Source organism: Nocardioides zeicaulis, from assembly GCF_042432345.1.
GTDB lineage: Bacteria > Actinomycetota > Actinomycetes > Propionibacteriales > Nocardioidaceae > Nocardioides > Nocardioides zeicaulis.
Genome location: NZ_JBHLXH010000001.1, coordinates 1,718,112 through 1,734,740 on the forward strand (window position 1 = coordinate 1,718,112; position 16,629 = coordinate 1,734,740).

Sequence of the window (16,629 nt, forward strand, 5' to 3'; positions counted from 1 at the left end):
GCTCAGCCCGCGGCGGGCACGACCTCGTTGGTCACGCCCCGGAGGTCGCTGAGCTCGCTGCGCGCGACGGTCACCTCGAACACGCCCGGCTCGACGGTCGTCGCGCCCGCCTCGTGGGCCTGCGCCTCGTCGTCGACCAGCACCTGCACGTGTGCCTGCTCGGGCCCGGACGCCAGGAGCCGGACCGGCAGCCCGCGCCAGGTCGCGCGGAAGACGGCCTCGAACAGCTCGCACTCCTCCGCCGGCACGGCCGTCACCCACGTCTGGGGCCGGACCTCCTCCCAGCCCGCGACCCCGGCGTCGGCGCGCGTCGCGAGGAGCACGCTGTCGCCGACCAGGTCGGCGGCCAGCTCGGCACCGCGCCAGCGCGCGCGGGTGCCGACCAGCGGCGTCCACGGCCGCCACCCCTTCGCGCCCCGCCAGCCGCGCGCCACGCCCTCGTAGGACGACAGGCACCGCTGCGCGCCGTCGGCGCGGATCCGCCAGTACTCCGCGCCGTAGGAGTAGCGGGTGCGGTCGAGCTCCCAGACCGGCACGATCGCCTCGGCCCGCAGGAAGCCCGTGGGGTGGAGCGGGGTGCGGCCGGAGCCGGGCTCGACCGGGTTGGTGAGCCGGGCAGCCGGGGGGAGCTCGAAGCGGACGACGTCGACGTACTCGGCGCCGGGGGCCTCGAAGCCGTGGGCGCGCAGCAGCTTCTCAGGGGTGTCGAGGGGACGCGCGTCGGCCGCCAGCACGACCACGCCGCCGACCTGGTCGTAGCCGTCCTCGACGATCGCCGAGCCCAGCCCGTGGGTGAGCAGCTTCTGCAGCACCGGGCGGGCCGGCACTTCTGGCTCAGACATCGATCTCCCTCTCCTGTACGTCGACCACGCCCAGCTCCTCGACGGGCACCGTGGCGTGGAAGCCGTTGTACTGGTCGCCGTCGAGCCCCAGCCTCGCAGCAACGGTCGGCGAGCTGCCGAGGATCTCGGCCTCGTCGCCGGACACGGAGGCCAGGCCGAAGTCCTCCCCCTGCCAGGCGACCGTCACCACGACCTTGTAGTAGCGCTCGAGCGAGGCCTTGGGCACGCGCGACCAGCGGTCGCCGTCGCGGCGCGTCCCGCCCTCGAGCTCGCCGGGCAGCGGGCCGGCCTCGCGCGGCACGCGCAGGGTCACCGCGTCGGTGGCCACGGAGGCGACCGGGTAGGCGACGCCGTGCCAGACGGCGTACGTCCCGGGCTCGGGCAGCCCCATCAGTTCCCCTGCGGGATCCACGCCGGCTCACCGTCGATCGTGCGCAGGACGGCGACGAGGCGCTGCGTCCCGGTGTCGGTGACCTCCCACATCTCTGCTCCTTCGCGGATCACGGTCGGGCCGTCGGTGACGTACTCGGGGATGATGTCATCACCGGACTTCGTGAAGCCGTTGCCCGTGAAGGGATCGCTCCAGCTGTCGAACCGCGTGGGCGAGCCGGTCATGTCGCTGTTGCGCGGGATGTCGAAGTTGGGCTCGTCGGTCTGGAAGCGGATGACGTGCGTGGAGGCGTCGCCGGTGGAGTGGTGGGTCCCGTCGTAGTCCAGGCGCAGGTCCTCGTTGATCGCCTTCGGGGTCCCGAGGTGCGAGGTGTCGTCGGCGACCGTGACCGCGCCGCGCACCTCGTTGGCCGCGTAGTGGTCGTGGATGTAGTTGTCGGCCCCACCGAGCTTGAGCTCGCCGGTCTTCTCGTCGAAGTAGGGCTGGTCGATGACCTTCTGCATGACCGTGCCGCTGTCGGGAGCGGGGAAGTCGTCGCGGACCGCGTTGAGCGTGGCCCGCTCGGCGTCGGTCAGGTCGGCGGCCGGCTTGGTGATCAGGTCGTTGAGCTCCGAGCGCGAGATGTCGTGCCTGGCCAGGACCTCGTCGACCCGGGACGGGTTGAGCTGGTCGGGCGAGAACGACGTGCGGTGCGGGACGTCGTCCATCATCGAGTAGATGCGGGAGCCGTCGCCCAGGTCGTCGAGGCGACGCAGGTCACCGCCGAGCTCGGCGAGGTCGTCGAGGCGGCGCAGCTTGCCCATGTCGCCGAGCGCGTCGAGACCGTCCATGGCGAACTTGCCGCCGCGCGTGGCCAGCGCGCCGGTGCCGCCCGTGGCGACGGCCACGACCGCGTCGGGCACGAGGTGGCCGATCGCGCGGGCGGGGTCGTCGGCCCACGTGTCCCAGTCGAGCAGGCTCTTGCCGAGGTTCTTGCCGAAGCCGATCGGGTCGGTGGTGAGGCCGGTGTAGATGCCGGTCGCCATGTCCCAGGCGCTCTCGGCCGACAGCTCGTACTTCTTCCCCAGCTCCTCGGGCGTCAGGTCGCCGGTGGCGAGCTTGTAGGAGTCGATGACCAGGTTGACCGGGCTGAACGGCACCATCGTGAGGAGGTCCCAGACCGCCTCTCCCGCGCCCTCCAGGATGCCGCCGACGAACTTCAGCCCCGACTCGAGCCAGTTCGGCTCCTCCGGGGCGTCGGCGCAGCCCGCCCTGACCTCGCCTGCGCACGTGTGGGCGGCGGCGTCGAGGTCGGAGCGCACCGCGGCCATCGCCCGCAGCGCCTCCTGCTGGATCGGGTCGCCCCAGTCGACGAACGGCTCGGCCTGGTCGGTGCCGCCACTGGCCCAGTAGGTGCGCATCCGGCCCATGTAGGAGTCGTACTGGGTGCGGGCGCTCTCCGACTCGCGCTGGCCGCGCTCGTACTCCGCCTTCGCCTCGCGCGCCCGGCGCTGCGCGTCCTCGAGCTGTCCGGCGTAGGTGGTGAGGCCCGCGGCGGCCTTCTTGAAGCCGTTGCCGGCCTTGGTCCAGCGCTCGGGCTCGAGGTCGTGCGCCTCGCGGAACTCGTCGGCCGCGCGGCCGGTCCAGCCCGAGACGTCGATCTTCGACAGGGCGTCGCCGGTGTTCCAGAAGAGCGTGCCCTTCTGCTCCATCAGCACCGCCTTGGAGCGGATGGCGCCGGGGTTGCCCTCGACCTCGAATTCCGGCACGTCACATCACCTTGACCGCGGCGATGGTGCCCTTGAGGGCGGACAGGGACTCCCGGCCGGCCTTGTCGGTCTCGAAGTAGTTCATCGCGATCTTGCCCAGCCGCCCGGCCATCTCCTCCACGTCCTGGCAGAGGTTGTTCACGCCCTCCTCCCAGCGCCCCTGGAACTCGTCGAGCGCGTCCCACACCGCGTCGTGGCCGACGTCGCCCTTCCCGGGGACGAGGTCCTCGACGTCCTTGTCCTTGAAGAGCTGCAGCGCCTCGTTGAGCCCCTGGGCGGCCTTGCCCATGCTCTCGAGGTCGACTTCGTAGTCGTACGACGGCATGGCACCGACCTTCCCCGCGACCGCCCTGCTCAAACCGCGCTCGTTCCTCACGCGTGCCGCGTGTGAACCCCTCCCCCGCTGGGTAGGAGGGCGGCACAGACCCAGCGAGAGGAGCGGCCCGTGGCCGTCGGACTTGTGTACGCCGAGATGCAGGCGGCCGCCCAGGCCGTCGCCGACGCGGTGGAACCGGTGCAGAAGACGCTGAGCGACCTCGGCGCGACGATCGAGTCGGAGGCGGGCGCGGGCTTCAAGGGCCAGGCCGCCGCCGGGTTCGGCGAGGCCGTCAACGAGTGGTTCCAGGTCGCCGTCACCCTCGGCCCGGTCCTCGAGGGCTACGCCCAGAGCCTGCAGTACCTCGCGCAGGAGCACGCGACCAACGACGCCGCCCAGGCCGAGCGCGCCGGTCAGCTCGCGGACCGCCTCGGGGGCCCGCGATGAGCGAGCGCGGCCTGGTCGTCCACCAGGGAGCCCTGTCGGCCATCGAGACCGCCATGGCCGACGCCACGACGGCGATCACCCGCCAGATCGACGAGCTGCTCGAGCAGGTCGAGACGCTCACCCCCGGCTGGGACGAGACGAGCGAGTCGCACATGGCCCACCGCGAGCACCAGCAGAAGCTGCGCGACGGGATCGCGAAGCTCACCGAGGCGCTCGACCAGGTCCGGACCAAGGTCGCGGCATACCGGGAGGACGCCCGCGAGATCGAGGTCGAGAACGTCGCGATCGTCAACTGACGCGCCTGGCGCCGGCACGCCGGGGAGCACCGGCGAGGCCTCGGTGAGGCCTCGGTGAGGCCTCGGTGAGGCGCATGCCACACCCGATCCAAGTTACCTGCGGGTAGGATCCACCTCACTCCTACGAGCCTGCCGGGGGCGCCACGTGCGGCCCTATGCTCCGGCTCGTACGCCCCGACCGAGGAGCAGTCCCCCATGCAGATCTTCGCGATCGTCGTCTCGTTCGCACTGACCGTCGCCGCCGTCGCCCTCCTGGTGCCGGCCGTCCGTCGGATGCTGGGCGTGATCCGCTCGGGCCAGCCGGCGCCCGGGCGCAACGGCAACCCCGCGGGCCGTGCGGCCACCATGCTCAAGGAGACGTTCCTCCACACCCGGATGCTCCAGTGGCACTGGGTCGGGGTGATGCACTGGTTCGTCTACGCGGCGTTCCTGTTCCTCAGCACCGCCGTCCTCGCGGCGTACTTCCAGCTCTTCTCGCCCAGCTTCGCCTGGCCGCTCGTGGGCCACTGGTACCCGTACGAGTGGTTCAGCGAGCTCATCGGCCTGCTGAGCACGGTCGGCATCGTCTACCTCATCGTCTACCGCCAGAAGCACCACCCGCGCTCCGAGGGCCGCCGGAGCCGGTTCTTCGGCTCGACGTTCTGGCAGGCCTACTTCGTCGAGGCGCTCGCGCTGCTCGAGGGCGCGGCGATCCTCTTCGTGCGGGCCGCGGAGTGGAAGCTCGACGAGGACGCCGGGCGCTCGCACTACCCGATCGCCTCGTGGATCGGCGACGCGCTCTACCCGAACACCCCGGGCACCCTCGAGAACATGATCTACGCCATCGCGGCGTTCAAGATCGCGCTGGCGATGATCTGGCTGATGGTGATCGCCCGCAACATCACCATGGGCATCGCCTGGCACCGCTTCACCGCCTGGTTCAACATCTACTACAAGCGCGAGGAGGACGGCAGCACCGCGCTCGGCGCGATGAAGCCGCTGACCTCCGACGGCAAGCCGGTCACGCTCGACGACCTGGACGACCTCGACGAGGAGTCCACCCTCGGCGTAGGCAAGGTCGAGGACTTCTCCTGGAAGGGCATCCTCGACTTCACCACCTGCACCGAGTGCGGCCGCTGCCAGTCGCAGTGCCCGGCGTGGAACACCGAGAAGCCGCTCTCCCCCAAGCTCCTCATCACCAGCCTGCGCGACCACGCGTACGCCAAGCACGACGCGGCGACGAGCACCCGCGTCGCCACCGGCAGCGACGGGACGGGCAGCACCGACGGCGCCGTGCCGCACGCCGAGCGCCAGCTCGTCGGCGTCGGCTCGAAGGGCGAGACCGCCGGCGCGGGCGACGACGTCCTGGACTACTTCTACAACCCGGCCGACGGCGACTTCGTGATCGACGAGGACGTGCTGTGGAGCTGCACCTCGTGCGGCGCGTGCGTCCAGCAGTGCCCGGTCGACATCGAGCACGTCGACCACATCATGGACATGCGGCGCTACCAGCTGCTGGTGGAGTCCAACTTCCCCGCCGAGCTCAACCAGCTCTTCAAGGGCCTGGAGAACAAGGGCAACCCGTGGAACATGTCGGCCTCGGCCCGCATGGACTGGGCCAAGGGCCTGGAGTTCGACGTCCCGGTCGTCGGCGAGGACCTCGAGTCGCTCGAGTCGGTCGACTGGCTGTTCTGGGTCGGCTGCGCCGGCGCGTACGAGGACCGCGCGAAGAAGACGACCCGCGCGGTCGCGGAGCTGCTCGACATGGCCGGCATCTCCTTCGGCGTGCTGGGCAACGGCGAGACCTGCACCGGCGACCCGGCCCGCCGCGCCGGCAACGAGTTCGTCTTCCAGGGCCTGGCCCAGCAGAACGTCGAGACCTTCCGGGAGTACAAGGTCAAGAAGGTCGTCTCGACCTGCGCCCACTGCTTCAACACGCTCAAGAACGAGTACAAGGACTTCGGCATCGAGCTCGAGGTCGTCCACCACACCCAGCTGCTCAACCGTCTCGTGCGCGAGGGCAGGCTGACGCCCGTCAAGGAGGGGCCGGGCGCCGCGAAGCGCTCGATCACCTACCACGACCCGTGCTACCTCGGCCGTCACAACCAGGTGTACTCGCCCCCGCGCGAGCTGCTCCAGGTGCTGCCCGGCGCCGAGGTCATCGAGATGGAGCGCAACTCCGAGCGGTCCTTCTGCTGCGGCGCCGGCGGCGCCCGCATGTGGATGGAGGAGAACCTCGGCGAGCGGATCAACATGAACCGCACCAAGGAGGCCGTCGGCACCGGCGCCGACCAGATCGCCGTCGGCTGCCCGTTCTGCCGGGTGATGCTCTCCGACGGGCTCACCATGCAGCAGAGCAAGGGCGAGGCCCGCGAGGAGGTCGAGGTCCTCGACGTCGCGCAGATGCTGCTGGCCTCGGTCAAGGGCGAGCAGGCCACGAAGGCCGCTCCCGGCTCCGCACCCGCGGCCGCCCCGGCCGCGTCCGCTGCCACCACGACGACCGACGTGGCGACCAAGGACGAGCCCGAGGCGGGCGACGTCACGGTCACCGGGGACACGGTCACCGACACCGCCGACGCCGGCCCCGCCGCCAAGGCCTCGGGCGGCTCGTCGCTCTTCGACACCCCCGCCGACGCCGAGCCGGAGCCGCAGCCCACCAGCACCGGCTCGCTCTTCGACACCCCGGCACCGGAGGCACCGGCCGAGCCTGCCTCCGCGCAGCCGGCGGAGCCTGCCGCCACCGAGGACGCGCCCGCGGCCGAGGCGAAGGCGTCCGACCCGTTCGCCGGCGGGTCGCTCTTCGACACCCCGGCCCCCGCCGCCCCGGAGGCTTCCGCCGCCGAGCCCGCGGCCGCTTCTGCTGCCGAGGCCGCGCCCGCCCCGTCCGGGGAGGCCACGGCCGGGGCGCCCGCTGCGCCGGAGCCGACCACCGACCTCGGCGCCGGCGGCTCGCTCTTCGACCTCGGTACGCCCGAGCCGGAGGCCGCCCCCGCCCCGCAGCCCGCCACGGACACGGCACCCGCGACGCCCGCCCCCGCAGCGGCCCCGGAGCCGGCCAAGGGCCTGGGCAACGGCGGGTCGCTCTTCGACATCGCCGCCCCGGACCCGGTGCCTGCTGCGCCCGCACTGGACCCTGAGTCTCCCAGCGACTCAGCTCCCAGCGACTCAGCTCCCAGTGAGCCCGCGGCGAGCACGACGACGTCCACGCCGACCACCGATGCCGACCTGTCGAGCCTGGGCTCGCTGTTCGACCTCGAGGCCCCGGCCGAGACCTCCTCGCCGGCACCCGCGGCGGCCGCCGCGACCCCCGCTCCGGCGCCGGCTCCGGTCGAGCCCGAGCCAGCGGCCGCGGCCACCCCGGTGGTCGAGGAGCAGCCGGCCGCCGAGGAGGCGACCGAGCAGCCCGCCGGGACCGAGGCAGCTGTTGCGGAGTCGCCCGCGGTCGGCGGGACCGTCTCCACCCCGGCCACCGACGTCGACCTGGGCAGCCTCGGCTCCCTCTTCGACATCGAGGCCCCGGCCACGACGTCCGCCCCGGCAGCGGCGGCGGCGCCGTCGACCCCTGCCGAGCCCGAGGCTGCGCAGCCTGAGGCGACCGCACAGCCCGAGGAGCCGGCCGCGGAGCCGGCGTCCTCGTCCGCGCCCCCGAGCGGTGCCGACCTGAGCCAGGCGGCGACGTTCCGCGATGCCGACGACCCCCCGGCCGAGCCGGCGTCGGACACCGCAGCGGACACCGCAGCGGACACCGCAGCGGACACGGCGGCGGACACGGCCACGACGGAGGCGGCAACCACGGAGGAGACCGCGGCCGAGCCCGCTGACGAGGAGTCGACGGGCGAGCAGGACGAGCCGGAGGAGCAGCCGCAGGCCAAGCCGGCCGGCTCCGGCACCGCGGCGCACTCCCCGCGCACGGGCGTCGACATCAGCGGGACGGGCTCGCTCTTCGACCTCTGACGGCCCGCCCGCATCGTCCACCCGACGGACCCGCACCTCCTCGGTGCGGGTCCGTCCGGCTTTCGCGCCCTTTCACCCACCCGGTAGTCCGCTGCGGTCGACGGGCGCTGAGCCCTGTCACACCGGTCGAACGCAGCGGACTAGCCGGGCTAATGGCACGGTGACGGCACCGCGACGTCACCTGACATCACGATGGTGTTGACATGACGTCACTGTGATGTCAGAGTGGTGCCCATGGACATCACCCCGTACGTCGACACCCTCCGCCGCGACCTCGTCGCCGCGGCCGAGGCCGGCAGCGAGGAGCTCAAGCAGGCGGCCGAGCGGCTGGCGTACGCCCTCGACCCGAGCGCCCGGCTCGCGCTGATGGAGGCCATCTCGCACGCGGCCGCCGAGATCACCGCCGAGCTGCCCGACGGCAGCGTCGACGTCCGCCTCGTCGGTCGCGAGCTCGACTTCGTCGTCGAGGTGGCCCCGCCGACCGCGTTGCCCGAGCCGCCCCCGCCGCCCACCCCGCCGGCGCCGCCCGAGGAGCCCGACGGCGACCTCGCCCGCATCACCCTCCGCATCCCCGAGTCGGTCAAGGCCCGGGCCGAGGAGAAGGCGGCCGCCGCCGGCCAGAGCCTCAACACCTGGCTGGTCGGCGTGGTGCGCGGCGCGACCAGCGACCACGCGATCAACGTCGACATCGACCTCAGCAGCGTCCCGTTCGTGGGCTACGACCCGTTCGCCTCGACCCGGAAGCAGGGCAACCGCCGGATGACCGGCTGGATCTGACCCGCCCCACCCCTCAGCACCGCCCTCCGCGGACCGGCACCGGCCGGCCCGTCGGCCGACCACACCCTCACGCAGGCTGGAGAGACCCATGAGCAACCACCTGGACCGCACCTTCGAGACCCCGGAGCCGGTCGAGCTGTACGTCGAGAACGGCCGCGGGCTGGTCGACGTCACCGCCAGCGGCGCCGGCACCACGAGCGTCCGCATCACCGGCGAGCGCGCCGAGGAGTTCGAGGTCCGCGACCTCGGGGACGCCGACGGCCGTCGCCGGATCGCCGTCCTCGCCCCCTCGCGGGGCGGCGGCTTCCTGGGCCGCGACCCGCGCGCCGACATCGTCGTCACGGTCCCGGTCGCCAGCGCGTTCACCGCCAAGGTCGGCAGCAGCGACGTCCACGCCCACGGCCGCTTCGACGACACCCGCGTCGAGAGCGGGTCCGGTGACGTCACCCTCGACGTCGTCGACGGCTCGACCGTGGTGCAGTCCGGCTCCGGTGACCTCGACGCGCGCCACCTCGTCGGTGACGCGCGGGTCCGCACCGGCTCCGGCGACGTGGTGATCGGCAGCGCGGAGTCGTCGCTGGTCGTCTCCACCGGCAGCGGCGACGTACGGATCGACGCCGCGGGCGAGGACCTCGCGGTCAAGACCGGGTCCGGCGACGCCGCGATCGGGTCCCTGGGCGGCGAAGCGGTCTTCACCACCGGGTCCGGCGACCTGCAGGTCGCCGAGGTGGGCGCCGGCCGGCTCACCGCCAAGACCGCCAGCGGCGACGTCCGGATCGGGGTCGTCGCCGGCACCCCGGTGTGGACCGACGTCCGCACCGCCAGCGGCCGCCTCACCTCCACGCTGCCGCGCACGGGCGAGCCCGCTGCCGACCAGCCCTACCTCGAGGTCCGTGCCACCACGGCCTCGGGCGACGTCACCCTCCACCAGAGCTGAACCACCAGAGCTGAACCACCACCACCGAGAGGAGCACGGCCATGCACGACTCGTTCACCGACATCGAGCTCATCGCACGCCACCGCATCGCCGAGCGCGTGCGCTACACGCCCCGCGCCCCCAAGCGCCGCTGAACCCGCCACCGCGCACGACGAGCCGGGCCCGCACGGGCCCGGCTCGTCGTACGTCGTCAAGGCTCAGGAGCGCATCGCCACGCCGCGACGCCAGTAGCCCATGAACGCCACCCGGCTGCGGTCGAAGCCGAGCTCGTTGACCAGGTGGCGGCGCAGCCCCGTGACCACCTTCGACTCCCCCGCGATCCACGCGTAGGTCCCGCCGACGCCTGACGCGCCGTCGACGACGTCCTCGCCGGAGGAGGAGTACGACGGCGTCTCCCACAGGTCGGGGTCGACCTCGTCGGGCGCCACCTCGACGTGGGCGCCCGGGATCCCCAGGTGGGCGACGACGGCGTCGTGCAGGGCGACCCCCAGCTCGCGGTCGCCGCGCGGCAGCCACACCACGTCGACCCCCGCGGGGTGGCGAACGTCCTGCACGTCGCCCGCGACCGGCACCTCGAGGAACGCCGCGCCGACCGCGTCGTCGGGCAGCTGCTCCAGGACGGTGCAGATCGCCGGCACGGCGGTCTCGTCGCCGACCAGCAGCAGGTCGGCGCCCGGGACGGGGTCGAACTCGATCCCGCCGTAGGGGAAGCCGCGGCGCGGCGCCATCAGCACGATCCGGTCGCCGACCTCGGCGGTCGAGGCCCACGTGGAGCCCGGCCCGACGAGGTCGTCGTCGAGGTGCAGCACCATGTCGACGACGAACGTCGTCCGCTCGCCGGAGCCACGGACGTCACGGATCGTGTAGGTGCGCATGTGGCCGCGCTCCGCGGCGTCGCGCTCCATCCAGGTCGCGAACCAGGTCTCGTCGGCGCCCTCGGTGGAGGTGATGCCGCCGGTGACCGGGTCGGGGAAGACCAGCTTGATCCGCTGGTCGTAGCGCGGGCCGTCGACCCCGAAGTGGGCCAGGTCGGGGCTGCCGAGCTCGACCCGCACGAACGACGGCGTGAGCCGCTCGACCGAGACGACCTCCACGTCGGTGAAGAGCATCGGCAGGGCAGCCTGGTTCGAGCTGGTGGTCACGGTCATCGGTTCTCCTGGCTGGACGGGGCGGACGGGGCGGACGGGGCGGTCGGGCGGGGGCCGGACGGACGGGGCTGGTGCCGGCCGACGGGGACGACGAGCGGGGTGTGGGAGACCGGGTCCTGGATGACCCGGTTGTCGAGGCCGAAGACGGAGCGCACGACGTCCTCGGTCACCACCTCGGCGGGGGTCCCCTCGGCCACGATGCGTCCGGCGCGGACCGCGACGAGGTGGTCGGCGTAGCGGGCCGAGAGGTTGAGGTCGTGCAGCACCATCACGACGGTGGTGCCGCGGCGGGCGTTGAGCTCGACGAGCAGGTCGAGCATCTCGACCTGGTGCGCGACGTCGAGGTAGGTGGTCGGCTCGTCGAGCAGCAGCAGGTCGGTGCCCTGCGCGAGGGCCATCGCGATCCACACCCGCTGGCGCTGGCCGCCGGACAGCTCGTCGACCGCACGGTCGGCGAGCTCGAAGGTGTCGGTGAGGACCATCGCCTCCTCGACGGCGGCACGGTCCTCGGCGCTCCACCGGGTGAACAGGCCCTGGTGGGGGTGCCGGCCGCGGCCGACGAGGTCGGCGACCACGACGCCCTCGGGCGCCACGGGGTTCTGCGGGAGCAGGCCCAGCACCTTGGCGACCTCCTTGGTCGGCCGGCGGTGGATCTCCTCGCCGTCGAGCAGCACGGCACCGCGCTGCGGACGGGCCAGGCGGGCCAGGCCCTTCAGCAGCGTGGACTTGCCGCACGCGTTGGGTCCGACGACGACGGTGACCTTGCCGTCGGGGACCTCGAGGTCGACCTCGGAGACGACCTCGCGGTCGCCGTAGCCGAGGGTGAGGGACTGGGCGCGCAGCCTGCTGGCGCCGGTCGAGCGGGTCATCGGGTCCTCCCGGTCGCGGCGCCTCGCGCCAGTAGCCAGAGCAGGAACGGTCCGCCGACCGCTCCGGTGACGATGCCCACCGGCAGCACGACGCCGGGGACGAGGTACGCCGCTGCGTAGTCGGCGAGCAGCATCAGCACCGCACCGACGAGCGCACCGGCGAGCAGGCTGTGCCGCCCGCCCAGGAACGCCCGGGCGATCGGTCCCGCCATGAAAGCGACGAACGCGACGGGGCCGGCGGCGGCCACGGCGACGGCGGTGAGCAGGACGCCGACGAGCAGCAGCGCGTCGGTGCGGTGGCGTCCCGTGCCGAGACCGGCGGCGGCCTCGTCACCCAGCTCGAGGACCTCCAGGGAGCGCGACAGGTACGCCAGCACCGGCAGCAGCACGGCGAGCGCGAGCGCGAGCGTCCCGATCGTCGACCACGGCACGTTGTTGAGGCTGCCGACCAGCCACCGCAGCGCCAGCTGGACGTCCCAGGTGTTGGAGCGCGCGAGGAGGTACTGCACGACCGACGTCATCGCGGCGGCCACGCCGACGCCGGTGAGGACGAGGCGGTAGCCGCCGGTCGTGCCGGCCACCCACCGCACCGCGGCCGACACGGCGACGGCCCCGACCACGGCGAAGGCGGACACCGCGCCGTCGCGGAGCCCCAGGGTGAGCAGCGCGAAGATCCCCGCGGCGCTGGCGCCGAGGCTCACGCCGACGATGTCGGGGGAGGCCAGGGGGTTGCGCAGCAGCATCTGGAAGAGCGAGCCGGTCGACCCGAGGGCGACGCCGACGAGCACGGCGAGCACCGCGCGCGGCAGCTTGGTCTCCATCAGGATGAACGTCGAGACGGGGACCTGCTCCCCGAAGAGGATCCGGAAGAAGTCCGGGACGGTGAAGGTGTAGTCGCCGAGCAGCACCCGCACGGCGAACGCGGCGACCAGCGCGGCGACCAGGCACCCGAGCACGACCCGCCGACGGCGGCGGGTGCGGCGCGTGGCGGTGCGCAGGTCGGTCCGCACGGCGGGCTCGTCGGGGGTCGTCACCGCGGCGACGGGAAGGGTGGGCGCACTCATCGACTCACATCCCCATCCGGCCACGGCGGACCAGCAGCAGGAAGAAGGGCACCCCGACGACGGCGGTCATGATGCCGACCTGCACCTCCGAGGGCGGCAGCACGACGCGACCCGCGGTGTCGGCGAGCAGCACGAGCACGGCGCCGTAGCCCGCGCTGAGCGGCAGCAGGTGACGGTGGTCGGAGCCGGTGCGGGTGCGGACGAGGTGGGGGACGACGAGGCCGACGAACGCGATCGGCCCGGCGGCCGCCGTCGCGGTGCCCGCGAGCAGCACGATCGCGAGGCCGACGAGGAGGCGGTCCCGGGTGGTGTGGCGGCCGAGGCCGGCGGCCATCTCCTCCCCCAGCGCGAGGGCGTTCAGGACCCGCGACAGGGCGAGCGCGAGGCCAGCGCCGACGAGGAACACCGGGGCGAGGGTCACGACGAGGTCCCACGGCCGCCCACCGATCGAGCCGACCTGCCACCGGCGCATCACGTCGAGCGCCGTCTGGTCGACGAGCTGGACCGCGACCGTCCAGCTGCTGGCGGCCGCGGCGAAGGCGGCGCCCGCGACGGTGAGCTTGGCCGGGGTCGCACCGTCGCGGCCGGCGCTGGCGATGGCGTGCACGGCCACTGAGGCGACGGCAGCGCCGAGCAGGCCCAGCGCGACGAAGCCGGTCAGGCTGCCCACCCCGAGGTAGGCGATGCCCAGCACGATGGCGAGTGCCGCGCCGGAGTTGACGCCGAGGATGCCGGGGTCGGCGAGCGGGTTGCGGGTCAGGCCCTGCATGCACGCACCCGCCAGGCCCAGGGCCACGCCGACGAGCAGGCCCAGCGCGGTGCGCACGGCCCTCACCTCGACGACGGTCCGGTCGGGGCCGCCCTCGAGGACCGCCGCCGGCGAGATGAGCCGGGAGCCGACGAGGACCGAGACCACCACGGCCACCAGGAGCAGCCCGAGCATCACGGCGTACGCCGTCGCCCGGCTGCCCGCGGAGGAGCTCCGCGGCCGGTCGAGCTGTCCCAGCCCGGGGATGGTCATCGCCATGGGATCGGTCCTCGTCAGCGCCGGGTCACGTGGTGGAGCCGTCGCCGTCGACCGCCGCGGCGACCTTCGGGATGTAGCGCTCCATGCCGACCGGGATCGACAGCGGGGACGGGGCGGACAGGCCGATGGCCTCGGTCAGCTCGACCGTGGCGTACCAGCGGTTGTCGGCCACCGCGGGGATCTGCTGGAACAGCGGGTCCTCGGCGAGCTCGCGGACGTTGTCCGCGGAGGTGGCGTAGGTGAGGAACACGTCGGCGTCGAGCTGCTCGGTGCGCTCGGCGGAGATGTTGAACAGGAACTGGCCCGGCTCGCTGCGCTCCTCGACGATCGGCGAGTTGACCATGCCGAGCTCGACCAGCAGGCGCGGCCGGTTGTCCATCGCGGTGTAGACGTAGAACGACGACGGGTCGGCGTTGGGGCCGGCGAAGGTGAAGGTCTTGCCCTCGAGCTGCGGGAACTCCGCGGCGGTGTCGGCGATGACCTGCTCGGTCTCGTCGGCGACGTCGGCGGCGAGCTCGCTGCGGCCGAGCGCCTTGCCGACCATCTCCAGCGACTCCTGCCAGGTCGTGTTGTAGGGCGCCTCGGGGTAGGCCACGACCGGGATGCCGGCCTCGGAGAGCTTGTCGTACTCCTCCTGGGTCATCCCCGACTGCGTGGCGGTCACCAGGTCGGGCTGCAGCTTGACGATCTCGTCGACCGGCACGCCGTCGGAGGTGCTGAAGCGGGTCGGCTGCTCGGCGCCGTCGATGTCGGCCAGGGCCTCGTCGAACCAGTCGGAGGAGTCGTTCTCGTTGCCGGCGTACTCGATCTTGTCCGCGCCGACCGGGACCACGCCCAGCGAGAGCGGGTAGTCGGCCTCGGCGTAGCCCACGGCCACGACCCGGGTGGGCTCCTGCTCGATCGTCGTGGTGCCCAGCGCGTGCTCGATCGTCACCGGGAAGGCGTCGGCGTCGACGGACGACGTGGCCGACGGCTCGGCGCCGGTGTCGCTGGCGGTCGTGGACCCGGTGCTGCAGCCGGCGAGGGCTGCGACCAGGAGGGCGGCCGCGGCCAGGGGCGCGGCGATCGTTCGCTTCATCTGTTCTCCGGTGACGGGGTGAGGCTGACCTAACTAAGGAGAGCCTAACCACACCGGCGCCGAATTAGACAACGCGGGTATGCGCTAATCCACCATCCGGACCCGCCGCGCGCTCAGATCCGGGTGCGGTGGAAGTCCTGGAACGACCGGCTGGGCGTCGGGCCGCGCTGGCCCTGGTAGCGCGAGCCGTACCTCTCCGACCCGTACGGGTGCTCGCTCGGCGAGGAAAGCCGGAAGAAGCAGAACTGCCCGATCTTCATGCCGGGGTAGAGCTTGATCGGCAGCGTGGCGACGTTGGCCAGCTCGAGCGTGACGTGGCCGGAGAAGCCGGGGTCGACGAAGCCGGCGGTGGCGTGGGTGAGCAGTCCGAGCCGGCCGAGCGACGACTTGCCCTCGACGCGCGCGGCCACGTCGTCGGGCAGGCTGATGACCTCGTACGTCGAGCCCAGCACGAACTCGCCCGGGTGCAGGATGAACGGCTCGTCGCCCACCGGCTCGACCTCGCGGGTCAGGTCGGACTGGTCGGCCATCGGGTCGATGTCGGGGTAGCGGTGGTTCTCGAAGACGCGGAAGAACCGGTCGAGCCGGACGTCGACGCTGGAGGGCTGCATCATCTGCGGGTCCCAGGGGTCCAGCGCGATCCGTCCGGCGTCGATCTCGGCGGTGATGTCACGGTCGGAGAGCAGCACCCGGCCGACACTAGCCCCGCATCACGCCGCCGTCGCGGGGTGATCACAATGGACCGGTGACCTTCCACCGCTACGTCGCCCTCGGCGACTCCTTCACCGAGGGCGTCGGCGACCCCGACCCCACCCGGCCCAACGGCCTGCGCGGCTGGGCCGACCGCGTCGCCGAGGTGCTCGCCCAGCAGACCGACGACTTCGGCTACGCCAACCTCGCCATCCGCGGCCGCAAGCTCGGCCCCATCGTCGAGGAGCAGCTCGACGCCGCCATCGCGCTCGAGCCCGACCTCATCACCATCCACGGCGGCGGCAACGACGTGCTGCGCCCCCGCGTCGACATCGACGCGATCGCCGCGACGTACGACGCCGCGATCGCGCGCCTCGTCGGCACCGGGGCGCGCGTGGTCATGTTCACCGTCTACGACCCCGGCTCCGGCGGGATCTACGGGCCCGTGCGCGGGCGGATGGCGATCTTCAACGAGTGGGTGCGCGAGATCGCCGACCGGCACGGCGCGACCCTCGTCGACATGTGGCGCATGCGCGACGTCGAGATCGCCGCGGCGATGGACGCCGACCGGATGCACCTCAACGCGTTCGGCCACACCCACATCGCCCGCGCGGTGCTCGAGGCCATCGGCGTCGAGCACGCGATCGCGCCGGTCGAGCTCGAGCCGCTGCCCGCCCTGGCACGCCGCGAGCAGTGGCGCGCCAACGCGCAGTGGACCCGCGAGTTCCTCGTGCCGTGGGTGCACCGCCGGGTCACCGGCCGCTCCTCGGGCGACACCGTGTCCCCGAAGCACCCGGGCTTCCACACCCTGCGCTGACGCCGTCGGGTAGTGTTCGGCGCGCCGTCCACGGTCGGCATGCGGATGTAGCTCAGTTGGTAGAGCGCGACCTTCCCAAGGTCGATGTCGCGAGTTCGAGTCTCGTCATCCGCTCCAGTTTCTGCACCGGAGGAAGGTCGCGCCGAGCGCGACGCCCTGCCCGCCCTTCCGACGGCCTCTTCCCTCGCTCGGCTCGGTAGTCCGCTGCGTTCGGCCGGTCCGTCCCGGCGTGTCGACCGGTCGTCCGCA

General features: G+C 72.8%; 16 protein-coding genes and 1 tRNA gene. 7 read left to right on the top strand and 10 right to left on the bottom strand.

What is annotated here, in order from left to right; translation table 11 throughout:
• Nucleotides 1–2: 2 nt before the first annotated feature.
• Genes ACFFJG_RS08405 through ACFFJG_RS08420 form a run of 4 tightly spaced genes read right to left on the bottom strand, consistent with a single transcriptional unit; the run spans nucleotide 3 to nucleotide 3,306 of the window.
• A complete protein-coding gene (locus tag ACFFJG_RS08405; RefSeq protein WP_378518151.1) occupies nucleotides 3–842 on the bottom strand; it encodes a hypothetical protein in 840 nt (279 codons plus the stop codon).
• Nucleotides 835–1,233: a hypothetical protein gene (locus tag ACFFJG_RS08410; protein ID WP_378518152.1), complete on the bottom strand. Its 399-nt coding sequence runs from the start codon at nucleotides 1,231–1,233 to the stop codon at nucleotides 835–837. The genes ACFFJG_RS08405 and ACFFJG_RS08410 overlap by 8 nt, the downstream gene beginning before the upstream one ends.
• Nucleotides 1,233–2,981, bottom strand: a complete 1,749-nt coding sequence (locus tag ACFFJG_RS08415; RefSeq protein ID WP_378518153.1) for a putative T7SS-secreted protein — start codon at nucleotides 2,979–2,981, stop codon at nucleotides 1,233–1,235. Before ACFFJG_RS08415 ends, ACFFJG_RS08410 begins: the two co-directional genes overlap by 1 nt.
• A 1-nt stretch (nucleotide 2,982) precedes the next feature.
• On the bottom strand, nucleotides 2,983–3,306 hold the full coding sequence (locus ACFFJG_RS08420; protein ID WP_378518154.1) for a hypothetical protein: 324 nt from the start codon (nucleotides 3,304–3,306) through the stop codon (nucleotides 2,983–2,985).
• 120 nt (nucleotides 3,307–3,426) lie between these two features.
• Between ACFFJG_RS08420 and ACFFJG_RS08425 the strand changes: the two genes are divergently transcribed.
• The 5 genes from ACFFJG_RS08425 to ACFFJG_RS08445 all read left to right on the top strand — a co-directional run bounded on the left by ACFFJG_RS08425 (nucleotide 3,427) and on the right by ACFFJG_RS08445 (nucleotide 9,687).
• Nucleotides 3,427–3,744 carry a WXG100 family type VII secretion target gene (locus ACFFJG_RS08425; protein ID WP_378518155.1) on the top strand — a complete coding sequence of 106 codons (318 nt, stop codon included), beginning with the start codon at nucleotides 3,427–3,429 and terminating at the stop codon, nucleotides 3,742–3,744.
• Nucleotides 3,741–4,040, top strand: a complete 300-nt coding sequence (locus ACFFJG_RS08430) for a WXG100 family type VII secretion target (RefSeq protein WP_378518156.1) — start codon at nucleotides 3,741–3,743, stop codon at nucleotides 4,038–4,040. The genes ACFFJG_RS08425 and ACFFJG_RS08430 overlap by 4 nt, the downstream gene beginning before the upstream one ends.
• A 195-nt stretch (nucleotides 4,041–4,235) precedes the next feature.
• Complete coding sequence (locus tag ACFFJG_RS08435; protein ID WP_378518157.1) at nucleotides 4,236–7,973, top strand: heterodisulfide reductase-related iron-sulfur binding cluster; 3,738 nt, start codon at nucleotides 4,236–4,238, stop codon at nucleotides 7,971–7,973.
• A gap of 234 nt (nucleotides 7,974–8,207) precedes the next feature.
• On the top strand, nucleotides 8,208–8,750 hold the full coding sequence (locus ACFFJG_RS08440; RefSeq protein WP_378518158.1) for a toxin-antitoxin system HicB family antitoxin: 543 nt from the start codon (nucleotides 8,208–8,210) through the stop codon (nucleotides 8,748–8,750).
• 88 nt (nucleotides 8,751–8,838) lie between these two features.
• Nucleotides 8,839–9,687, top strand: coding sequence for a DUF4097 family beta strand repeat-containing protein (locus ACFFJG_RS08445; protein ID WP_378518159.1), 849 nt, complete (start codon nucleotides 8,839–8,841; stop codon nucleotides 9,685–9,687).
• Between the two features lie 197 nt (nucleotides 9,688–9,884).
• Here the strand turns inward: ACFFJG_RS08445 and ACFFJG_RS08450 are convergent, their stop codons facing one another.
• From ACFFJG_RS08450 to dcd, 6 genes are all read right to left on the bottom strand, one after another.
• On the bottom strand, nucleotides 9,885–10,835 hold the full coding sequence (locus ACFFJG_RS08450) for a siderophore-interacting protein (RefSeq protein WP_378518160.1): 951 nt from the start codon (nucleotides 10,833–10,835) through the stop codon (nucleotides 9,885–9,887).
• Entirely contained in the window at nucleotides 10,832–11,704 is an 873-nt protein-coding gene (locus tag ACFFJG_RS08455; protein WP_378518161.1) for an ABC transporter ATP-binding protein, read from the bottom strand. The genes ACFFJG_RS08450 and ACFFJG_RS08455 overlap by 4 nt, the downstream gene beginning before the upstream one ends.
• On the bottom strand, nucleotides 11,701–12,768 hold the full coding sequence (locus tag ACFFJG_RS08460; protein WP_378518162.1) for a FecCD family ABC transporter permease: 1,068 nt from the start codon (nucleotides 12,766–12,768) through the stop codon (nucleotides 11,701–11,703). The genes ACFFJG_RS08455 and ACFFJG_RS08460 overlap by 4 nt, the downstream gene beginning before the upstream one ends.
• Nucleotides 12,769–12,772: 4 nt before the next feature.
• Nucleotides 12,773–13,795: a FecCD family ABC transporter permease gene (locus ACFFJG_RS08465; protein WP_378518163.1), complete on the bottom strand. Its 1,023-nt coding sequence runs from the start codon at nucleotides 13,793–13,795 to the stop codon at nucleotides 12,773–12,775.
• Between the two features lie 25 nt (nucleotides 13,796–13,820).
• Nucleotides 13,821–14,873, bottom strand: coding sequence for an iron-siderophore ABC transporter substrate-binding protein (locus ACFFJG_RS08470; RefSeq protein WP_378518164.1), 1,053 nt, complete (start codon nucleotides 14,871–14,873; stop codon nucleotides 13,821–13,823).
• A 113-nt stretch (nucleotides 14,874–14,986) separates the two neighbouring features.
• A complete protein-coding gene (gene dcd / locus ACFFJG_RS08475; RefSeq protein WP_378518165.1) occupies nucleotides 14,987–15,562 on the bottom strand; it encodes a dCTP deaminase in 576 nt (191 codons plus the stop codon).
• A 56-nt stretch (nucleotides 15,563–15,618) separates the two neighbouring features.
• Here dcd and ACFFJG_RS08480 point away from each other — a divergent pair, with 56 nt between their 5' ends.
• Together ACFFJG_RS08480 and ACFFJG_RS08485 are read left to right on the top strand one after the other, a co-directional pair.
• Nucleotides 15,619–16,380: an SGNH/GDSL hydrolase family protein gene (locus ACFFJG_RS08480; RefSeq protein ID WP_378518166.1), complete on the top strand. Its 762-nt coding sequence runs from the start codon at nucleotides 15,619–15,621 to the stop codon at nucleotides 16,378–16,380.
• 41 nt (nucleotides 16,381–16,421) lie between these two features.
• Nucleotides 16,422–16,497: transfer RNA gene (locus tag ACFFJG_RS08485), tRNA-Gly, on the top strand.
• Nucleotides 16,498–16,629 lie beyond the last annotated feature (132 nt).